Origin of the sequence: Gluconobacter sp. Dm-44 (assembly GCF_018256175.1) — a bacterium.
In the GTDB taxonomy this organism is placed as follows: domain Bacteria; phylum Pseudomonadota; class Alphaproteobacteria; order Acetobacterales; family Acetobacteraceae; genus Gluconobacter; species Gluconobacter cadivus.
Genome location: NZ_JAERLZ010000013.1, coordinates 39,364 through 57,607, shown reverse-complemented (window position 1 = coordinate 57,607; position 18,244 = coordinate 39,364). Strand labels below are relative to the sequence as shown.

General features: G+C 59.2%; 19 protein-coding genes, 1 tRNA gene and 1 other RNA gene. 11 read left to right on the top strand and 10 right to left on the bottom strand.

From position 1 onward, the window contains the following. The first annotated feature begins 102 nt into the window (after positions 1–102). The 6 genes from JK213_RS13320 to JK213_RS13295 all read left to right on the top strand — a co-directional run bounded on the left by JK213_RS13320 (position 103) and on the right by JK213_RS13295 (position 5,625). On the top strand, positions 103–1,050 hold the full coding sequence (locus JK213_RS13320) for an alpha/beta hydrolase (protein ID WP_194263189.1): 948 nt from the start codon (positions 103–105) through the stop codon (positions 1,048–1,050). A gap of 47 nt (positions 1,051–1,097) precedes the next feature. After that, positions 1,098–1,256, top strand: a complete 159-nt coding sequence (locus JK213_RS13315) for a hypothetical protein (protein ID WP_194263188.1) — start codon at positions 1,098–1,100, stop codon at positions 1,254–1,256. Next, on the top strand, positions 1,253–2,173 hold the full coding sequence (locus JK213_RS13310; protein WP_194263187.1) for a DnaJ C-terminal domain-containing protein: 921 nt from the start codon (positions 1,253–1,255) through the stop codon (positions 2,171–2,173). The genes JK213_RS13315 and JK213_RS13310 overlap by 4 nt, the downstream gene beginning before the upstream one ends. A gap of 4 nt (positions 2,174–2,177) precedes the next feature. After that, the gene (locus tag JK213_RS13305) at positions 2,178–2,327 is read left to right on the top strand and encodes a hypothetical protein (protein ID WP_211571741.1); all 150 of its coding nucleotides are present in this window, start codon (positions 2,178–2,180) and stop codon (positions 2,325–2,327) included. Between the two features lie 36 nt (positions 2,328–2,363). Further along, positions 2,364–3,851, top strand: a complete 1,488-nt coding sequence (locus tag JK213_RS13300; RefSeq protein WP_194263186.1) for a peptide MFS transporter — start codon at positions 2,364–2,366, stop codon at positions 3,849–3,851. 217 nt (positions 3,852–4,068) lie between these two features. Next, the gene (locus tag JK213_RS13295; protein WP_211571742.1) at positions 4,069–5,625 is read left to right on the top strand and encodes a carbohydrate porin; all 1,557 of its coding nucleotides are present in this window, start codon (positions 4,069–4,071) and stop codon (positions 5,623–5,625) included. 87 nt (positions 5,626–5,712) lie between these two features. Here JK213_RS13295 and JK213_RS13290 read toward each other — a convergent pair whose 3' ends face one another. Further along, positions 5,713–7,950 (bottom strand): TonB-dependent receptor, encoded by a 2,238-nt coding sequence (locus JK213_RS13290; protein WP_194263185.1) that lies wholly within the window; start codon positions 7,948–7,950, stop codon positions 5,713–5,715. A 159-nt stretch (positions 7,951–8,109) separates the two neighbouring features. Here JK213_RS13290 and JK213_RS13285 point away from each other — a divergent pair, with 159 nt between their 5' ends. Next, entirely contained in the window at positions 8,110–8,739 is a 630-nt protein-coding gene (locus JK213_RS13285; protein ID WP_194263184.1) for a POTRA domain-containing protein, read from the top strand. A gap of 25 nt (positions 8,740–8,764) precedes the next feature. On the opposite strand, the gene JK213_RS13280 is transcribed toward JK213_RS13285, so the two are convergent. Genes JK213_RS13280 through JK213_RS13270 form a run of 3 tightly spaced genes read right to left on the bottom strand, consistent with a single transcriptional unit; the run spans position 8,765 to position 11,347 of the window. Next, positions 8,765–9,352: a DUF1643 domain-containing protein gene (locus tag JK213_RS13280; RefSeq protein WP_194263183.1), complete on the bottom strand. Its 588-nt coding sequence runs from the start codon at positions 9,350–9,352 to the stop codon at positions 8,765–8,767. Next, positions 9,349–9,897 carry a peroxiredoxin gene (locus tag JK213_RS13275; RefSeq protein ID WP_194263182.1) on the bottom strand — a complete coding sequence of 183 codons (549 nt, stop codon included), beginning with the start codon at positions 9,895–9,897 and terminating at the stop codon, positions 9,349–9,351. The genes JK213_RS13280 and JK213_RS13275 overlap by 4 nt, the downstream gene beginning before the upstream one ends. Before the next feature lie 55 nt (positions 9,898–9,952). Then, the gene (locus tag JK213_RS13270) at positions 9,953–11,347 is read right to left on the bottom strand and encodes a lytic transglycosylase domain-containing protein (RefSeq protein ID WP_194263181.1); all 1,395 of its coding nucleotides are present in this window, start codon (positions 11,345–11,347) and stop codon (positions 9,953–9,955) included. A 223-nt stretch (positions 11,348–11,570) separates the two neighbouring features. Here JK213_RS13270 and JK213_RS13265 point away from each other — a divergent pair, with 223 nt between their 5' ends. The 3 genes from JK213_RS13265 to JK213_RS13255 all read left to right on the top strand — a co-directional run bounded on the left by JK213_RS13265 (position 11,571) and on the right by JK213_RS13255 (position 13,554). After that, complete coding sequence (locus tag JK213_RS13265; protein ID WP_194263180.1) at positions 11,571–12,440, top strand: ABC transporter permease; 870 nt, start codon at positions 11,571–11,573, stop codon at positions 12,438–12,440. Positions 12,441–12,444: 4 nt separating this feature from the next. Beyond that, a complete protein-coding gene (locus JK213_RS13260) occupies positions 12,445–13,242 on the top strand; it encodes an ABC transporter ATP-binding protein (RefSeq protein WP_194263179.1) in 798 nt (265 codons plus the stop codon). A 93-nt stretch (positions 13,243–13,335) separates the two neighbouring features. Further along, entirely contained in the window at positions 13,336–13,554 is a 219-nt protein-coding gene (locus JK213_RS13255; RefSeq protein ID WP_011252962.1) for a hypothetical protein, read from the top strand. Positions 13,555–13,588: 34 nt separating this feature from the next. Here JK213_RS13255 and JK213_RS13250 read toward each other — a convergent pair whose 3' ends face one another. The 3 genes from JK213_RS13250 to ssrA all read right to left on the bottom strand — a co-directional run bounded on the left by JK213_RS13250 (position 13,589) and on the right by ssrA (position 15,061). Continuing rightward, entirely contained in the window at positions 13,589–13,981 is a 393-nt protein-coding gene (locus tag JK213_RS13250; RefSeq protein ID WP_194263178.1) for a VOC family protein, read from the bottom strand. A gap of 78 nt (positions 13,982–14,059) precedes the next feature. Beyond that, positions 14,060–14,635, bottom strand: a complete 576-nt coding sequence (locus JK213_RS13245; RefSeq protein ID WP_194263177.1) for an SspB family protein — start codon at positions 14,633–14,635, stop codon at positions 14,060–14,062. Between the two features lie 101 nt (positions 14,636–14,736). Then, positions 14,737–15,061, bottom strand: a transfer-messenger RNA (tmRNA) gene (ssrA, locus tag JK213_RS13240). A 93-nt stretch (positions 15,062–15,154) separates the two neighbouring features. Between ssrA and thyX the strand changes: the two genes are divergently transcribed. Further along, complete coding sequence (thyX, locus tag JK213_RS13235) at positions 15,155–16,060, top strand: FAD-dependent thymidylate synthase (protein ID WP_194263176.1); 906 nt, start codon at positions 15,155–15,157, stop codon at positions 16,058–16,060. 650 nt (positions 16,061–16,710) lie between these two features. Here thyX and JK213_RS13230 read toward each other — a convergent pair. The 3 genes from JK213_RS13230 to JK213_RS13220 all read right to left on the bottom strand — a co-directional run bounded on the left by JK213_RS13230 (position 16,711) and on the right by JK213_RS13220 (position 18,243). Then, a tRNA-Thr gene (locus JK213_RS13230) sits at positions 16,711–16,785 on the bottom strand. Positions 16,786–16,876: 91 nt separating this feature from the next. Further along, on the bottom strand, positions 16,877–17,047 hold the full coding sequence (locus tag JK213_RS13225) for a hypothetical protein (protein ID WP_194263175.1): 171 nt from the start codon (positions 17,045–17,047) through the stop codon (positions 16,877–16,879). Beyond that, positions 17,044–18,243, bottom strand: coding sequence for an Mrp/NBP35 family ATP-binding protein (locus tag JK213_RS13220; RefSeq protein ID WP_194263174.1), 1,200 nt, complete (start codon positions 18,241–18,243; stop codon positions 17,044–17,046). Before JK213_RS13220 ends, JK213_RS13225 begins: the two co-directional genes overlap by 4 nt. Between the last annotated feature and the right edge of the window lies 1 nt (position 18,244).

The following is an 18,244-nucleotide window of genomic DNA, read 5'->3' as shown; positions in this document are numbered from 1 at the left end:
GGAAAAGCCCTCACCGACACAAGGCTCCCCGTCGAAGTCAAACAACAAAACGCCTTCGTCAGAGCTTTTACAAGGTAAAGGCACCTGAAAAGGAGACGCAGAATGAAGTCGAAAATATTTCGTTTCCTTTTTCTCCTCTCAGGCGTCTGCGGTCTGGCGTCGCATGCATTTGCGGCTGAGAGCAGCGCCATTACGGCGCCCGGCCCTCTGGGGGTGTTGGCCGGAACATTCGTGAATGCGGGCGCTGGCACCCCTGTTGTGCTGATGATCCCCGGCTCGGGGCCGACGGACCGCGACGGAAATTCGGCTCTGGGTCAGAAGCCTGCGACGCTCAGGCAGATTGCGGATGGTCTTGCCACCCACGGGATTTCGTCCGTCCGGATCGACAAACGCGGCATGTTCGGCAGTAAACAGGCGGTGGCTGATGGTAATCACGTCACGATTGCGGATTATGCTGCGGATGTGCGGAACTGGATTGCGGTCATCCGGGCCAGAACCGGCGCGCGGTGTGTCTGGCTGGCGGGTCACAGCGAGGGTGGGCTCGTCGCGCTGGCAAGCGTTCAGGGACAGGCCGATATCTGCGGACTGATGCTTCTGTCCACGCCCGGACGGCGACTGGGTGAAGTTCTGCGGGCGCAGCTTCACGCCATTCCTTCGGCCAAAACGGTTCTGCCGCAGATTGACGCGACGATTGATGCTCTTGAAGCCGGGCAGCATGTGGATGTCAAGACGCTGCATCCGGGGTTGCGGGGCATGTTTCATCCTCTGGTGCAGGATTTCATGATTGATCTGTTCCATCATGATCCGGCGGCGCTGCTCAAGGCGTATCACGGGCCGGTCCTGATCGTTCAGGGCGGCGAGGACCGCAAGGTCAGTGCAGCCGATGACCTGCTTCTGCTGAAGGCTGCGGATCCCGGGGCGACAGTCGTTCTGTTGCCGTCCGCGATTCATCCGCTGGCGGATCAGGGCACGGTTCCAGCCGCCGATGGGTCGCTTTTACTGGATACTGCTGTCGTGCCCGATATTGCAGAGTTTATTCAGAAACATTGACCCGAAGCCGCAGTGGTCACACATCTGGGAATAACGGAGGATCAGAGATGGCAGACGATGGATATCCGGCAGAAGATTATCTGCGACCAAAGCTGCAAGACCTGATCTCAGACGGTGTGCGGGCTGGCTTCCCGCAGGATGAAGTCATTGCGGTCCTGATTTCCCTGTTGGATGAGGGACCTGAAGAAGACGGGGAAATGAGATGAGCGACCCATATTCGGTACTGGGCGTTTCGAAAACGGCGACGGACAAGGAAATTCGCAGCGCGTATCGGAAACTGGCCAAGCAGTACCATCCGGATCACAACCCGGACGATAAGAAGGCCGAAGAGCGCTTCAAGTCGGTCGGGCAGGCGTACAATATCGTTGGCGACAAGGAAAAACGCGCGAAGTTCGATCGCGGGGAGATCGACGCTGACGGGCAGGAGCGTGGGCCTTTTGGCGGCGGCTTTGGCGGTGGCGGGTATGGTCCGGGTGGGCCGCGTTCGGGCGGCCAGGGCTTTCAGGGCGGATTCAATCAGGAAGATCTCGGCTCCTTCTTTTCGGACATGTTCAGTGGGGGCTTCAGCGGCGATTTCCAGCCGGGTGGTTCGGGCGGGCGTCGTGCTTCCAAAGGATCTGACCGTCGTTTTGCGGTGACGATCTCGTTTCAGCAGGCTGTTCTGGGAACGTCACTTGATCTGACCCTCGGCGAGGGCGGGCACACGGAGGTTCGCATCCCGCCGGGTGTGGAAGACGGGCAGACCCTGCGCGTGCGCGGCAAGGGCGCGCCGGGACGTCCAGGCATGGATGGCCAGCCGGGCGTGGCCGGGGATGCGCTGCTGACGATTTCCGTCACGCCCGACAGCCGCTATGTCCGTGAGGGACGCAACCTGCGAATGACGCAGAATCTGGATCTGAAAACGGCTGTTGTTGGCGGAAAGATCGCCGTTCCGACCCCGAAGGGTGATGTTTCGGTCAAGATCCCGAAGCACTCCGACAGTGGCAAGGTCCTGCGTCTGGCAGGGCGTGGAATCGGCGGCGATAAAAAGCATCCGGCCGGTGATCTGCTGGTGACGTTGCAGGTCCATATCGGTACTGTCTCCCCCGAGCTGGAGGCCTTCTTCAGCCAGCAGGAGAGCTGAAGAGATGGGGATGGTGCGTCGTGTCCGGTCGAGACTGCCGGAATGGCCGTGGAGTGACATCATCGGCGGGATTGTGGCACTGATCTTCGTGGTGGTTCTGGGGCTTATCAGCACGCATGCACTGATCCTCGCCGGGGAGTGGCATTTGCCCTAAGGTGCCTCCCGTCTTCTGGTTTCTGACGGGTTCTGCATGTCCGATACGTCTCTTTCTTCCGTCCCCGGAATGCGCCGCAGGGCGTTTACCGTTGTTCTGGCCATCGAACTGTGGGAGCGGTTCGGATATTACGGCATGCAGGCCGTTCTCACGCTGTTCATGGTCGTGCATCTCAAGATGGGAGATGCAGCAGCCAACCTCATGATGGGTGCCTTCGGGGCGCTGACTTATATTACGCCTTTAGTTGGCGGTGTCATTGGAGACCGCGTGCTGGGCGCGCGGCGGACTGTCGTCATGGGCGCGCTCCTGCTGACAGGCGGCTATGCCGTTCTGGCCGCAGCATTACAGTCCCATATTTTGCTTCTGGTCGCGATGGCTCTCATTTCCACGGGAAATGGGCTGTTTAAACCCAATGCCGGAAATCTGGTGCGCCGGATCTATAAGAACGATGACGCGGCGCTCGATGCCGCTTTCACGCTCTATTATATGTCCGTCAATGTCGGTTCGACGGTCTCCATGCTGCTGACGCCATGGTTGCAGATCCATTATGGCGCGCCTTCTGCGTTCGCCGCATGCGCGGTCGGGCTCGGGGTTGGACTGCTGTATTATGTGCTGCGGTCCAACTGGCTTGATGCCACCACGCCTGCTTCCGAAAAACAGCCTGTGCCGCTGCGCAGGTTTGGACTGGTCGGGGCTGGTCTCGTTCTTATGACCGTTTTCAACGCATGGATTCTGGGGAGCGATACTCTGGCCCGGCTTTGCGTGACGGCAGCAGGGGCAATTCTCGCGGCGATCTGGGTGGCGTTGTATGTGCGGGCACCGAAAGCCGAACGTCCGGGACTGCGGCTGACCTATATGCTGTGCCTGCAGGGGACGATCTATCTTGTTTTCTACCAACAGATGATGACGTCCCTGACGCTCTTTGCTCTTCGTGGCGTTTCGGGAGACTACCGTATTGGCGGCGTGACGCTGTTTCACATGTCGGCAGGGCAGTTTCAGGTTCTCAATTCCCTCTGGATCATGGCTCTCAGCCCGGCGCTGGCCTTTCTCTACAACCGGATGGGGCAACAGCAGAAACAGACCTCCCATGCCCGCAAAATGATCCTTGGCTATGCCATGGTCGCCTTGGGATTTGGCGTGTGGTGGGCGGCTGCCGCCCATGCGGACGGGCTGGTGTCGCCTTGGGTAATGGTAGTGGGATATGGCTTTCTGTCTTTGGGTGAACTGCTGACAATTGGTCTGGGATTGGCCGTCGTGGCCTGTTATTCGCCCGCCCGGTTGAGTGGCTTTATGATGGGTGCGCTCTATCTGCTATGGGGCATTGCCATGTATGTGGGCAGCCTCATTGCCAATCAGGCTGCGCTGTCTCCGGAAGCCATCGCAGGGGGCGGAGGAGCATCCCTTTATGCCGGGCTTTTCCGGACATTGTGTGAAATCGCTGCTGCTCTGGTCGTGTTGTTGCTTTGCCTTGAACCTCTGACGCGCCGCTGGGACCGGGAACACGCAACTGTGATCGGGGGATAAGGCGTCGAAACTGTAGCGTTAAACTTTTTGTAATTATGGAGAAATCTCCAGATTTAAAAATGACGGCAGGTGTCGGGATCGTGTCCTGAAGGACATATTACGAAAACTGACGTCTTCTGTGCTCTATTCTGGACCGTTTTCGGACTGTATGACATCTCCCGGCCGCGTGATCGGGTTCTGGCGGCTGTCATGGTGTCACAGGGAGACGGTTTGGAAGATGGGGAAGCTCGGACAGGATTGGACGAAAACGCTGTGGACGGCCTGCGCCATGACAGCGCTGCTTTCAGGTCTTACGGACGTCGCGCACGCACAGACGACACCCGCTGGTGTTGTGGATGGTCATCAGAAAGCCGCTGCCAGAACCAGCACGGCGACCATGGGCACGCCGCAGATCCGCACGAAATCCATTTCTCCCGTGCCGCAACTCGTGAAGCCGACTCCCAAAGGCGTTGAGCCCACAGCCAGCACGTCCGACACGACCGAGAACCGTTTCTTCCCGGCGTCTTTCCACGACTGGCTGATCCAGAGCACCATGACGGGGGACTGGGGTGGCTGGCGGACATGGCTGACCGACAAGGGCATCAATATCGGGGGGCACTATCTTGAAGACAGTGCGGGCAATCCGATGGGCGGCAAGACCAAGGCCGTGCGTTATGCGGATGAGTTCGGCATCAATGTTGATTTCAACCTCAAGAAACTAACAGGCTTGAATCTGGGCATGTTCCACACGCTGATCACGGCGCGTCAGGGACTGGGCATTGGCGCGACGCTTCCTGCGCTGGACAGCCCGCAGCAGATCTTCGGCTCAGGTGAGACGGTGCGTCTGACGCGTCTGTCCTGGGAAATGCCCTGGAACCGGTATGTGTCGACCGAAGTTGGTGAAATCAACACCGAGAACGATTTCGAGCAGTCGTCCATCTACTGGGGCATGAGCCAGTACTGCCAGTTCGAATCCAACGCGATCTGCGGTATGCCGCAGTCCATCGCGATGAACTCGGGCTATGGCTGGTATCCGACGGCGCATCCGGGCGCCTGGGTGAAGTTTTATCCGGCCGGGAACGACCATTATCTCGTGCAGTTCGGCGCGTATTCGATCGACCCCACGATCTCGAACACGCATAACGGCTGGAAGCTGAACCTGCATGATGCGATCGGGACCTATATTCCGTTCCAGCTCGGTTGGCATCAGGGCGGCAAGGACGATTACAGCGGTCCGCTCCAGACCAACGTCAAGATTGGCGGATACTGGGATACGTCCGAAGTCAGCGATGTCTATTCCAAGCTCAGCATGTTCTCCGTTCCGGCGGAGTATCTGCTGTCGGCCCCGACGCAGAAGGTCCGTGGACGGTTCGGTGGCTGGTTCCAATTCGACCGGATGCTGGAGCGTGATGCCGCCGATCCGAACCGTGGCACGACGCTGTTCACGTCCTTCACCTGGGGCGATCCGCGGACATCTGTCGCACCGTATTTCATCACCTGGGGTGTCACCCGTAAGGGCACGTTCCGCAGCCGCCCGAACGATACGATCAGCATTGGCATGAAGATGCTCTGGGTCAATCCGAAGCTCACGATCTGGGCGCGCCAGATGCAGGCCTCGGGCGCACAGGGTATCAACAAGCCCTCCGGCGAGCATGCGATCGAACTGAACTATGGCTGGCGTCCGACGCCCTGGCTCGTGATCCGGCCGGGTGCGCAGTATATCTGGAGCACCGGTGGCACGAACCGCTACAAGAACCCGCTGCTTCTGGATTTCGAAACGGGCATCACATTCTGATCGTTCCCAACCAGAACGTCTGACATGAAAAACGCGCCGCTCCCGAACGGGAGGGCGCGTTTTTCATTTTCAGTAATTTGAGGCGGATTACAGATCTGTCGTGAAGGAGAACTTGAACGTGCGGGGCATGCCCTGCATCAGATAACCGTTGAAGGCCGAGGACCAGTACCGCGTGTTGGCCAGATTATCGACGCCGAACCGCAGTGTGACCGGCGTGTGATGCGTTACGAACGTGTAGCGCCCTGCCAGATCGAAGCGCGTCCAGACCGGAATATGCAAGGTGTTGGCGGTGTTGACCCACTGCTTGCCGGTATTGACTACGCGGCCCACGACCGTGGCGCCCTTGAGGAATGGCAGGTCGTATTCGAGATTGCCGTTAATGGTGTAGTTCGGCACACCGATGGCGGTGTTGCCGTCCTGAAGGCCGTTTGCCGTATGCCGCAGATCGGCCTGAATGACGGTGCCGCCACCATTGAAGCGCAGGCCGGGCAGGATCTCACCATTTAGCGTCAGTTCGATGCCGCGGTTCCGCTGTAACCCGTCTTCACGGAAGGCAAACTGGCCCGTATTGCCGAGTGCCACGGAATAGGCGTTGGGTTGTGAAATCTCGTACACGGCGAGCGCGGCACTGAAGCGGCCCGTGTCGTATTTCGCGCCCACTTCATACTGCGTGGATTTGTAAGGCGGGAAAATCTCGCCCAGATTCACGACATTTCCCGAAGCCGTCGGTCCCTGCGACAGGCCTTCGATCCGGTTGAAATACAGAGATGTCCGGCGCGTCGGATGAATGACCAACCCCACGACCGGGGTGATGGCATCCTGATCGTAATGGTTGTTCATCGCGCCCTGACCGGTCTTGCTGTAGGCGTAGCCTTTGATGAGCATGTTCTGGTATCGGAAACCGCCTGTCAGGGCGACACGGTCGTGGAAGAAGGACATCGTGTCCGAGAAGAACAGGCTGTACAGGCGCGTGCGGTTGGTGGACTGCGGGTCATTAAGCACCCCCCCAACAAACGTCTCCGCCGGGGCGGCAAACTGCGGCGTGTTGTAGATGTTGGTCGCACCGGGCGTCAGGGCCATCGCATAGGCGGCGGCGCTGTCTTCCCACAGGCCGGAACCGCCAGCGTTGATTTCATGGCGGATGAAGCCGGTGCGGAAATGAGCGCGAACGCCTGCGCGGGTGCTTTCATTCGTCTGATCATAGGGCACATACATTGCGCCCGCCGTCCCTGCACCGGTGACAGGATCTGTGACGGTCGGGTTGGAATAATTGCCCTTTTCGTTGCTGGTGAGCGCACCAAACGCGCCATACAGCGTGATATTTTTCGTCAGGTCATGCTCGACGTTCAGCATGCCGAAAACATAGTTCAGGTCATTATACGCCCAGCGCTGCCCGAAATTATGCGAGGGCGCGACAGGGCGGGGAACGGACGTGACGGCGCTGCCGAGGAAGATCGCCGGCCGGCCCCCGTCCACACCCTGGTTTTCATAGTCGATATCCATGGTGACGCGGGTGCGGTTGTCGCGGTCATGCCAGTCGAAATCCGCGCCCAACGTGGTGGAATGGCGGTATTCGTCCGTCACGGCGTCTTCGCCGCTTTTGCCCGCGACGTTCAGCCGCACGCCAAAATCCTTGTTTTGTCCGAAACGACGGCCAACATCGATGCTGCCACCGCCCATGGCGCTGCTGGTGTAATCGCCGGTGAGGCGGGTGAGGGGGGCATTCGTTGCGTGTTTGAACAGCAGGTTGATGTTACCGCCGATGGCAGACCCGCTGGGTGCTGCTCCGTTCAGGAACGCACTGGCGCCGTTGAGAACCTGCACCTGATCGTAAAGTTCGGGAGAGACAAGCTGCCGGGGCGTGATGCCGTAAAGCCCGTTGATCGAAACGTCGTCACCATTTACGGCAAAGCCCCGGATGACGAACATTTCCGAGAAATTGCCGTAGCCATAGGTCGTGCGGACGGTCGGATCGTTTTCCAGCACCTCGCCCAGCGTCTGGGATTGTTGGTTCAGGATCAGGCTGGAATTGTAGCTGCGGATGTTGAACGGAACATCCAGCCCCTTTTTATTGCCCAGAGCCCCGAGCTGTCCGCCGCTACTGACCTGCATCTGGTCCCGGCGTCTGGCACGGACAACGATTTCCTCGTCCTGACTGATCTGCTGGGCCTCGGTTGGAGACTTTGCCGAAGCGGTGGATGTCGTGTCAGTGACGGTGGAGACAGGGGCGGCAAAGGCCGGAAAAGCTGTTCCTGCCAGCAGCAGACAGGACAGGCGCGCAACCCGGAGTGGGTTTGAAAGCGGGATGGAAAGTGATGCGCGCACGGAAACCTCGAAGCAAGAAGCGGTTGCGCGCGTTATTGCGATAATGAGATTTATTCGCAACTAAAATATGACGTCCGGTTCGGAGCGGCGGCGATTTGCCAAAGCCGGGAACTCCTGTAGCGTAAAAGTCAGAGTTTTTTCATGACAGGAAATTGCCAGATGTCCCTTCGCCCCCTGCTCGCCCGGAGTGTTCTGAGCGTCTCGCTGGCTGTTGCGTCTTTCGCCGGAACTGCTGCTACGGAATACGCTTTTGCTGCGGTTCCCGCTCCAAATGTGCCGCTCAAGCTGATGAGCGTTGCTGTTCAGGGCAACAGCCGCGTTCCGACGGCGGATATCCTTCAGGCATTCGGCTATCACGCGGGCGACAAGGTGACCCGCAACGATCTGGATGCTTCTCAGAAGCGCATCGGCGAACTCTATTCTTCGCGCAATGTCGGAACCAGCCTTGAGGAGCGTCTGCGGATTTCGGGCGATGGCGTGGCTGTGAAGATTATTCTTGAGGAACAGGCTGCAAGCGCGCCGGCCCAGCCTACTGCCCTTGTTCTGGACAAGGTCGAGTTTCAGGGAAACAAAAAGGTTTCGACAGCCGATCTGGAAACCGCGACCAAGCTTCGTGCGGGCGGACCTGTCTCAAACGAACTGCTCTCCGCAGACCAGCAGGCTATTCAGGGTCTCTACAAGGCCAAGAATGTCGGCGTATCTTTTCAGCCGCAGGCGACCTATCCGAACCACGACCAGCATGTCGTTCTGGTCTGGGTCATCAACGAACAGGACAAGGCTGCGAACTGACGCAGCCTGATCCGGAAAACGTCGCTCAGCCCAGCCTATCCGGGTCGAGCGGCTCTGGTGTGAGGATGGACGGCAGATAGAGCGGATGTTCAGGACGTCCGCTCTTGCTCAGGCGCAGGGCCGTGACCCTGATGCCGTTCTGCCCCATCAGCCGCGCAACTTCGGTTCCGCGCCCGCGCAGGCCCTTGGCCTGTGGCGACCCGTAAGCCAGCACGACCAGATCGGCCTGTCGTGCCATGTCCAGCAGATGGGCATCGTTGTCCGGCCCGACCGGATCGTCCACCTCAAGCAGACGCTTCTGGTCCGTGCAGCGATAGGCGAAGCTGTTACCAACGAACATACCGCCATAGCCCCATGCCCGCGCGTAACGCTGGCATTTGGCGACCGTGCGGTCATCGCCGAATTCGGTCGCCACAGATGGGTTCATCATCAGCCACATGACCATGGGGCGTGTATCGTCCCAGACACGGCGCAATGTGTAGCGGTAGCAGTCTTTCGGGCCACCATAGATCGCGGTGCTGCTGACATCCGCGGAGAGTTTCAGAGGGCCTGAATCGCCGACATGATGGTGGTCGAACAGGTCGGAAGGCGTTGAAATGGAAGGTGCGCTCACGGGGTCTGCTTCAGGGCCTTTACCGCGGCAAGTGCGCGCGAGACATGTTCGTCAGGAGACATTGACGCATAGCTCATGACGATATGACCGTCCGGCGCAATGACATAGGACGTCCGACTTGCCATGTGCAGCAGGGGCATTTTGGCTGCATAGCTGCGCGTGATCTTGCCTGTCGGGTCAGCAGCAACAGCGAAGGTGCTGCGGCATTCGCTGACCGAAAACCGATCCAGCTTGTCGATCGGGTCCATGGAAACTCCGATCACGGTTGCGCCCTGTGCCTTGAAGTCGGGAATGGCGTCCGCGAATTCATGGGCTTCGATCGTGCAGCCCTTGGTGAAGGCTGCCGGATAGAAATACAGGACCACCGGACCGGTCTTGAGGGCGTCGGCCAGATGATAGGTGAACTCGTGCCCTCCGAGGCTCGCAGGGGCCGAGAAATCCGGAGCATGGCTGCCGGCTTCGAGGGCGGCATGCGCCGGAGTAATCGTCAGGGCGCCGGAGAGGGCGACAGCACAGAAAGCGGTCGTTGCAAGAAAGCGGCGCATCGGGGTTTTGTATTCCTGTCAGAAAAGTGGGCCGACATGCGACCCGGCAAACGGATCAATAGGCGCCGGGCGGAACCACAACGCAGGGAGAACCGTGCGACAGACGGCGGCAGGCTGCAACCGCATTTTCATGTGACAGCCCCGTCAAACGCGCGCGATAGAGATGGGACCGGCCATTTTTGACGCTTTCAACCTGCGATCGGGCGGAGGCCACGACAACACCACCTTTGCTGTGCGCTGTGGTCGTGGCGAGGCTTGCCTGCTTGGCATTAGCAAACGCGCCAACCTGAATGGCCCAGTTTCCGGCTGCATTTCCCGGTGTCGCCGTGTTTTTGGCCGGAGCGGACGCCGCAGGAAGCGCCATGCGGTACTGGGGTCGGGTGGCGGGCATGACGGCCATGATCGGCTGGGGCTGGAGGTGATGTCCGATTGGGATTTCCTGTGCCGTTACGCGGTTGTCAGCCACATCGTCTGCGGGCACGGAGGACTGACGCACGAGAGGATGAGCGGGCGCTGGCGCATAACCACGGGCGGCCCAGGCGGCGCTGATACTCGTCGGCGCTTCAGACCCCGCGGCGGAGGCGACCTGAACAGGAGCTTCGGCAGGCGATGCCGGGCTCTGCGGCGTCGCATTCGGTGTGTCGGAATCTGTATCGTCAGAGGCCGTGTCGGCTGCCTCCCGGTGGCTCCACGCCGCACTGACTGCCTGTCGCTCAGAGGACGAAGTCGTCGGCGCTATGTCGGCAGGCTGGGTGTTCTGTGCCAGCATGACCTGTGAATTGGGGTCGTGCTGTGCGACCAGAAGATCGGCAGCGGAGCGGTTACGGGGCGTGATTCCGGCGATATGCGGCCCGATCGCGGCGACATACCTCCGTGTCTCGCGCGGCAGTGCGCGGCCGCGACGCAGATAACGGTCAAGGCTGCCCGGACCGTCATTATAGGCAGCAAGGAAGCCGGGGGAACCATAAATATCATACATCTGGCGCAGATAGGCCGTGCCTGCGAGAATGTTGTCATGCGGATCGAAAGGATCTTCGCCAAGCCCGTATTGCTGGCGCATGTCGTCATAGGTCGGGGGCATGAGCTGCAGAAGGCCCATCGCGCCGGGAACCGATGTGATGAAATTGCCGTTATGGTCAAAAAGATGGCCGCCGGATTCCTGCTGCATCACGGCCCGGATCCAGGCATCGGGCACGTCAAAGCGCTCGGACGCCTCGCGGATATAAGGGCCCCACGGGTCTTCGGGGGGGCCGGGCGGGGCGTAATAGGATTTTGCATGGGCGCGGTAATTGGCCGCTTCCTGCGAGACCGGTATTTCCGAAGACGATCCCATATCGGCATTGTTGCCGGCACAGGCCGCCAGAAGCCCGACCAGACCGAACGCTGCGCCCGCACGGATGAAAGAAAGAGTGCGAACAGAAGTCCGGAAAGGAAAGACGGGTCTGGGCATCGGGTCTGGGCACCTGAGGAAAACTGGTCTCATTACGCCAAGCATACACGGGGATTGCGGCGAAACTAGGAAAAAGGGCTCTGGCGGGCAGATTTTCTGAGGCAGGACTGTCCACTGGTCTGAGTGTAGCGGAAATTCATTTCCCGAATATGAACTTCCCGGAATACGATGATCACTGTAGCGTCTTCTTGCCGGGACATAGGGGATCGGGTAGGCGGACAGTATGAGTGTACCTTCTCCAGCTTCCGATGTTGCCCGGGACGAAGCGCCGCGCAGGCAGACCCGTCGTGACATGCCCCGTGGCAGCCCTGCTGCGCGGGCTTGGGCGGACTGGAAGGAAACCCGACGTCTCTGGAGACTGGGCGTCAGGCTGGGCTGGCTCGATATCCGGCTCCGCTATCGGGGGTCGGCGCTGGGGCCGTTCTGGCTGACGATCACCTCCGCGCTGATGGTCGCCTCAATGGGTGTTCTGTACAGTCGGCTGTTTCATATGCAGCTTGCGACCTATCTGCCGTTCCTGTCGCTGTCGCTCACCTTGTGGAGCGTAGGGCTTTCAAGCCTGATCCAGGAATCCTGCACCTGCTTTCTGGAAGCGGAAGCCATGGTTCGCTCCGTCCAGTTGCCGCTTCTGCTTTACGCGCTGAGGGTGGTGGTCCGGAATGCGATTGTGTTTGCCCATAATATCGTGGTGCCACTCGCCGTATTCGCCATTTATCATGTCTGGCCGGGGGTGAATGCCGTTCTCGCGCTTCCGGCCCTTCTGCTCTGGGCTCTGGACGGGTTCGCTGCCTGCATGGTGTTCGGCTCTCTTTGCGCACGTTTCAGGGATATCGCACCCATTGTCGGAGCGCTGTTGCAGATCGTGTTCTATGTGACGCCGGTCATCTGGATGCCGCAGCAGCTCGGCGCAAAGGCGTCCTATCTGTTCTACAATCCGTTCTATCCGTTGCTGGAAATTGTGCGCGAGCCTCTGCTGGGGCGTGTGCCGTCTCTGCAGATCTGGGGGATTGCACTGACCACCAGTGTGGTGTTCTGGCTGATTGCGGTACGCGCGTTTATCCGGGCGCGGGCGCGTCTGGTCTTCTGGATCTGACATCATGGCCCATATCCGTCTTGAAGATCTCTCCCTGTCGTTTCCCGTTCTGCATGGTGGCTCGCGTTCTCTGAAGAAGACGCTGCTGGCCCGTGCGAAAAGCACCGTGGCCGCCAAAACGGGCGCCGTGGGCGGCAGGATGCGCATTAGCGGCAATTCCGCTGAAGTCGTGGAAGTTCAGGCGCTTTTCAATATTAGCCTCACGATTTCCGAAGGGGAGAGGATCGGGCTCGTCGGACATAACGGGGCGGGAAAATCGACGCTCCTGCGTGTCCTTGGCGGGATTTATGAAACGGGCGAGGGGACATTGGATATCGAAGGCGATACCCATGCCCTTATTGACCCTAATGCGGGCATGAATGGCGAGCTGACGGGGCGCGAAAATATCCAGCTCTTCGCCTGCCGTATGGGGATGGGACGGGTCGCGACACAGGAGCTGGAGAAGGACGTGGAGGCGTTTTCGGATCTGGGAGCGTTTTTCGATCTTCCGGTCCGGCTCTATTCCTCCGGCATGTCTGTCCGTCTGGGCTTTGCGCTTGCGACGGTCCCGCGCCCCCGGATCCTGCTGATGGATGAATGGTTCATGGCCGGCGACCAGAAATTTCAGGACAAGGCCCGCGCACGGCTTGAAGGCATGGTCGACGCCGCGGAAATTCTGGTGGTGACGTCCCATGCACTATCGATTCTCCGACAGTGGTGTACGCGCATCATCTGGATGGAAAGCGGGGAAATCCGTATGGATGGTCCGACTGAAGAGGTGCTGGACGCGTATGAAGCGGCGTTGGCGGTCACTCCGGTTTAAAGACGCTCCCGCCTGTTCTGTGGGGTATGGAGTTGGTATCCCGGCAGGCGTGGAGTAGGCTCCGAGGGGTTTTTACATTCAGGGAGACATTTCATGTCTTATGCCGCTATTGACGCCGCACGCGTCGCCAAAGCCTCCGAATCCGCGCTCCAGACCCTGTCGACCGTGAAGGAAACGTCCGAGGCCCATCAGCGCAAAACGATCATGATCGAGCGGATTCACGCGCTTGCCAAGGCCGCCGCCGAAACCAAAGACTGCAACGCCATTACCCTCACTTCTGAGGAATTCTGGCTGATTTCCAAGAACTGGTAACGCGATCTGAAGGCGGTGGAGCGAGCTGCCGCCTTCAGCCGTTATAGGAGGCCAGTTCGATCAGATTGCCATCCGGGTCACGGCAATAAACGGATGTGATCGGACCAAGGGCGCCTAGACGCGCGACTGGGCCTTCAACGATTTCCACACCGCATTTTTCCAGATGCTTGATGATCTGTTCGCTGGCGATGGCCGTTGTGAAGCACAGATCCGACGTTCCCGGCGCAGCGGCTCCGGCGGTATCCCAGCCTTCCGCACCTTCGGGGCGAAGATTGATCTTCTGACCACCAAAGCTTAGGGCCACGCGGTTGTTGCGCCCATATTCGTCGATATCCATGCCCAGAACCCGCTGATACCAGGACGCAGACAGGTCCCGGTTGCGGACGGTCAGCACGATATGGTCAAGGCGATCGACGGTAAAGCGCATGGGGATCCCTCATGAAAGCGACATTCAGGCCACTGGTTCCAGTCAGTCTAAGCTGGAACCATACACTCTGGCTAACGCCTAGCTAGGCGGACGTTTGCGGAAGGCCGCGAGGCTGACCACTTCCGCGTCTTTTTTGCCGTCTTCCGAAGCAGAGGGTTCGGGCTGGACGTCTGGATGGTGGGCCGGGTCGATATCGTCGGGTTCAACCGCACCTTCGGGGATTTCGATGTCCTCATCGTCCTCAAGGGGGGAATGGTTGAAGCGCAGGGCCATCCGGATATGGGGGTCGGCAAAGGCCGTGATGGCGTTGACGGGAATGCACAGGATGCTCCCAACGCCGCCGAAGGACAGACCGACCGAAATCACGTTCTTGTCGCGGTCCAGCGCCAGATCCCAGAACTGGTGCTGGAGGACGATGGTCATTTCTTCGGGATACTGCGCCCGCAGACGGGCAGGGATAATCACATCCGGCCGGTTCGTGCGGAACGTCAGATAGAAGTGATGGGCCCCCGGCAGTCCCTCAGCCGCAACATGCTCGATCGCACGCAGCATGACTTCACGATAGGCGTCTTCCACCCAGTCATCATAGGGGAGAAGGCTCTCGGGAAGCTCGTGCTCGAAGCCGTCCTGGCCGTTGTGATCGTCGTCGCTCATGGTCGCAAGCCTGATGTTTCGGTCAACTTTCATCAAGGGATGCGACAGACGGGCACAGATGGCAAGCCGTCTTTGAAAGGAATGTCGGAGACATGATGAGGTGGGAAGGCTTCTGTTGCCCGGTGCCCTCCCGAACCGCGCTTATCGCTTATGCAGCGACAGCGAGCACCTCTGAGTTATCGTTGGCACTTGTAAGTTTAGCCCGATGACGGTGGTACAATGCCGGGCAAAAGATAAGTCTTTACCGTGCGCGTCGAGCCTGTTTCGTCCCCACAGACCCCTTTTTCGAGGGGTTTTTCATGGTGGAGACGCCGGGCACTGCCCCCGGGTCCACAACACTTATTCCACTTACCGTTTATCGCCATAGCCGGGGACGAACCCCTTGCACTGATGAACATAGGAGTGCGGCTGTTCGCCCGCAAGGGAAAAGAGGCCACGAAAAAAATTAGACGTTCGGAATCGTGTCAATCCGATTCATTCGGATGACGCGGGACGAAAGCGCATGCTAAAGCCGCCGCCATGGCACTGACATCCGAACAGCGCGCCGAGATCGAAGCTCAGCGCAGCGAACCCCAGCTTACGTCCCGTCCGACCGTGGCGGCGATGGAAAATCTGCTTTTCACGCCTTTCGAGGTGCTGGATCATGGTTTCCTGCGCGTGGTCGATTATATGGGCGACGATGGCGCGGTCGTGCAGGCTGCGCGCGTGTCCTATGGCCGCGGGACGAAGAAGGTCTCCGAAGATGCGGGTCTGATCCGCTATCTGATGCGTCACCGTCATTCGACGCCGTTCGAGATGTGCGAGATCAAATTCCACGTAAAGCTGCCCGTGTTCGTCGCGCGGCAGTGGATTCGTCACCGTATGGCGAGCGTGAACGAATATTCGGCGCGCTATTCCATTCTGGACCGGGAGTTTTACCTTCCAGCACCCGATCAGGTGGCGACGCAGAGCAGTTCGAACCGGCAGGGACGCAGTGACGCACTGGATGCCGAGACGGCTCATGAGGTTCTCGAAATCCTGCGTCGGGATGCCAGCCAGTGCTATGACGATTACGAAAGTCTGCTGAACCCTGAGGGGACGGGACTGGCGCGTGAGCTTGCACGGATCAATCTGACCCTGAACACCTATACGCAGTGGTACTGGAAGATTGACCTGCACAATCTGATGCATTTCCTCGCCTTGCGCGCCGATCCGCATGCGCAGTACGAGATCCGCGTCTATGCGGAAAAGATGATCGAAATTCTTAAAGCCTGGGTGCCCGCGACGTCTGCAGCATTCGAGGAATACCGCCTTGGCGCCTTTACGCTTTCGGCCGGGATGCTGAAGGTTGTGCGGCGGCGTCTGGCGGGTGAAACCGTCACGCAGGAAAATTCCGGTCTGACCAAGCGGGAATGGTCTGAAATGGCGGCGGTTCTGGATGCTTAATCCTGAGCCCAGCCCCGGCTTTGCATCTGCCGGGAAGGATTCCGCCGAAAGCGATCTTGAACGGCTGATGAGCGAGGCCCGGGAGGCGCAGGCTGAAAGTCCTGTGGAAGACGCTCCTGTAAAGCCACCCAGTCTTCTTGTCTGGGCTGGGATTGCTATCTCTCTTGTCCTGATATCTGTTGCTATTCACTTTTTCTGGCCAGCTTCATAAAATATTCAATTCAGTAAACGATAAGTAAAATCAGAGATTGTCTGTTTTTTTACTTTGTGAGCTGTCGTGAGAGATTCGCTGCGGATTCGTGTGAATTTTATCACACTTATCTCAGAGCTTTTTACAAACAGACTTATCCACAGGGTATTGCCGTCTGTCTGAAGTGTTCCGATTCGTATGTTTGGGTGCGTAAAATTTTCTAATGCGCTGATTTAATACAATAATTTTAGAATCGGGTCGCAAGCCCGATCAGGATTTGGCGCCAAGTCTGTCAAGAAGATTATTGGAATACCCACATTTCACCCTCTGCGGGTGCGATACTTGTGCATTACTGGTGCGGGTGAGAATTCTGATTTTGTGGCAAAAATGCGCAGGTAAACTACGCCCTGAACGGCGTTGACCGTCCGTTAGCTGCTGTCGCCATGCTTTTTGGAAAAGCTGGTGCCGGGTGAGGGATTTGAACCCCCGACCTTCGGTTTACAAAACCGCTGCACTACCACTGTGCTAACCCGGCATCGGCAGTGCGGCTTTTTCCATGTTCGGGGCTGTCAGGTCAAGCTCCCGAAAACGATTCTCTGTTCGCGTGCCGGATTTTCGTTTGGATTTCAGTGCGGGATAGGCGTGGTCAGATCGGCGGGCGGCGGCAGATGCTGCGAGTCTTTCGTAAAGCCATAGCCGTCGGAAGAAAGCCCCTGATGCGTGACCGTATGGGAGCAGCCAGCCAGCGTCAGGCCTGCTCCTGTCAGGCAGGCGCCGATAAGAAGAATACGGATCATGACGGCTCTTTCGTGCTGTGTTCGGAAGACAGGGAACGGGCGACAGCCTGCGCAAGCCGTGTATAGGCCTGAGCCGCTTCGCTGTCGGGTGCGGACAGGATGATCGGGGTCCCGTCATCGCCACTTGCGCGAATATCGGCGAGCAGCGGGATTTCCGCGAGGAACGGAACGCCCATTTTTTCAGCTTCGGCCTTTGCGCCCCCGTGTCCGAACAACTCCGTCCGGTGGTTGCAGTTCGGGCAGCAGAAATAGGACATGTTCTCGACGACGCCGAGGATCGGGGTTTCCATCCGCTCGAACATGGCCACCCCGCGTCTTGCGTCCAGCAGCGCGATATCCTGCGGCGTAGAGACGATGACCGCACCACCCGTCGCAAGTTTGGGGCCGAGCTTCTGGGCCAGCGTCAGCTGCGCGTCGCCGGTGCCGGGGGGCATGTCGATCACGAGAACGTCGAGTTCCCCCCATTCGACTTCGCCCAGAAACTGCGTCAGCGCGCCCATGACCATCGGGCCACGCCAGATCATGGCCTGATTTTCGTCCACCAGATAGCCGATGGACATGCTCTTCAGGCCCCAGGCTTCGATCGGCAGGATCGTTCCATCCACGACGTCCGGACGCGTGTTGCGTCCCAGCATGCGGGGAAGTGAGGGGCCGTAGATATCCGCGTCCAGAAGCCCGGTCTTTAGGCCCTCCCGTGCAAGACCGACCGCAAGATTGACGGCTGTGGTGGATTTACCGACACCGCCCTTGCCCGACGCGACCGCAATAACGGCCTTAACACCCGGTAAGAGTGTTTCGGGAGCATGTCGGCTCGCGGCGTTGCGGCGTTTGTCGCCCAGATTGAAGGGGCGGTGCCCTCCGCCCGCAGCGGGCGCGTTGGCGGCGGCCGGCGTTGCGGGGCGATGAGACGTGAAGGACAGGGTCGCGCCCGTGATGCCCGGCAGGCTCGCAATCGCGGCTTCGACGCGCGGCCGCAGGGGCTCCACGCGCGAGGCGTTGTCCCGTGACGTCGCCAGAGAGACATGCGCATGGCCGTTCTGAACCGAGACGCTCTCAAGCGCTGCGAAAGACAGGACGTTCGAGCCCTGACTGTCCTGCTCGGATTTCAGGATATCAGTAATGCGGGTTTCGGCGCTGGAGGCGTCCGTCCCGGGGGAGGCGGGCGGCATGTTGTTGGGGGGCGTGGTGTCAGTCATG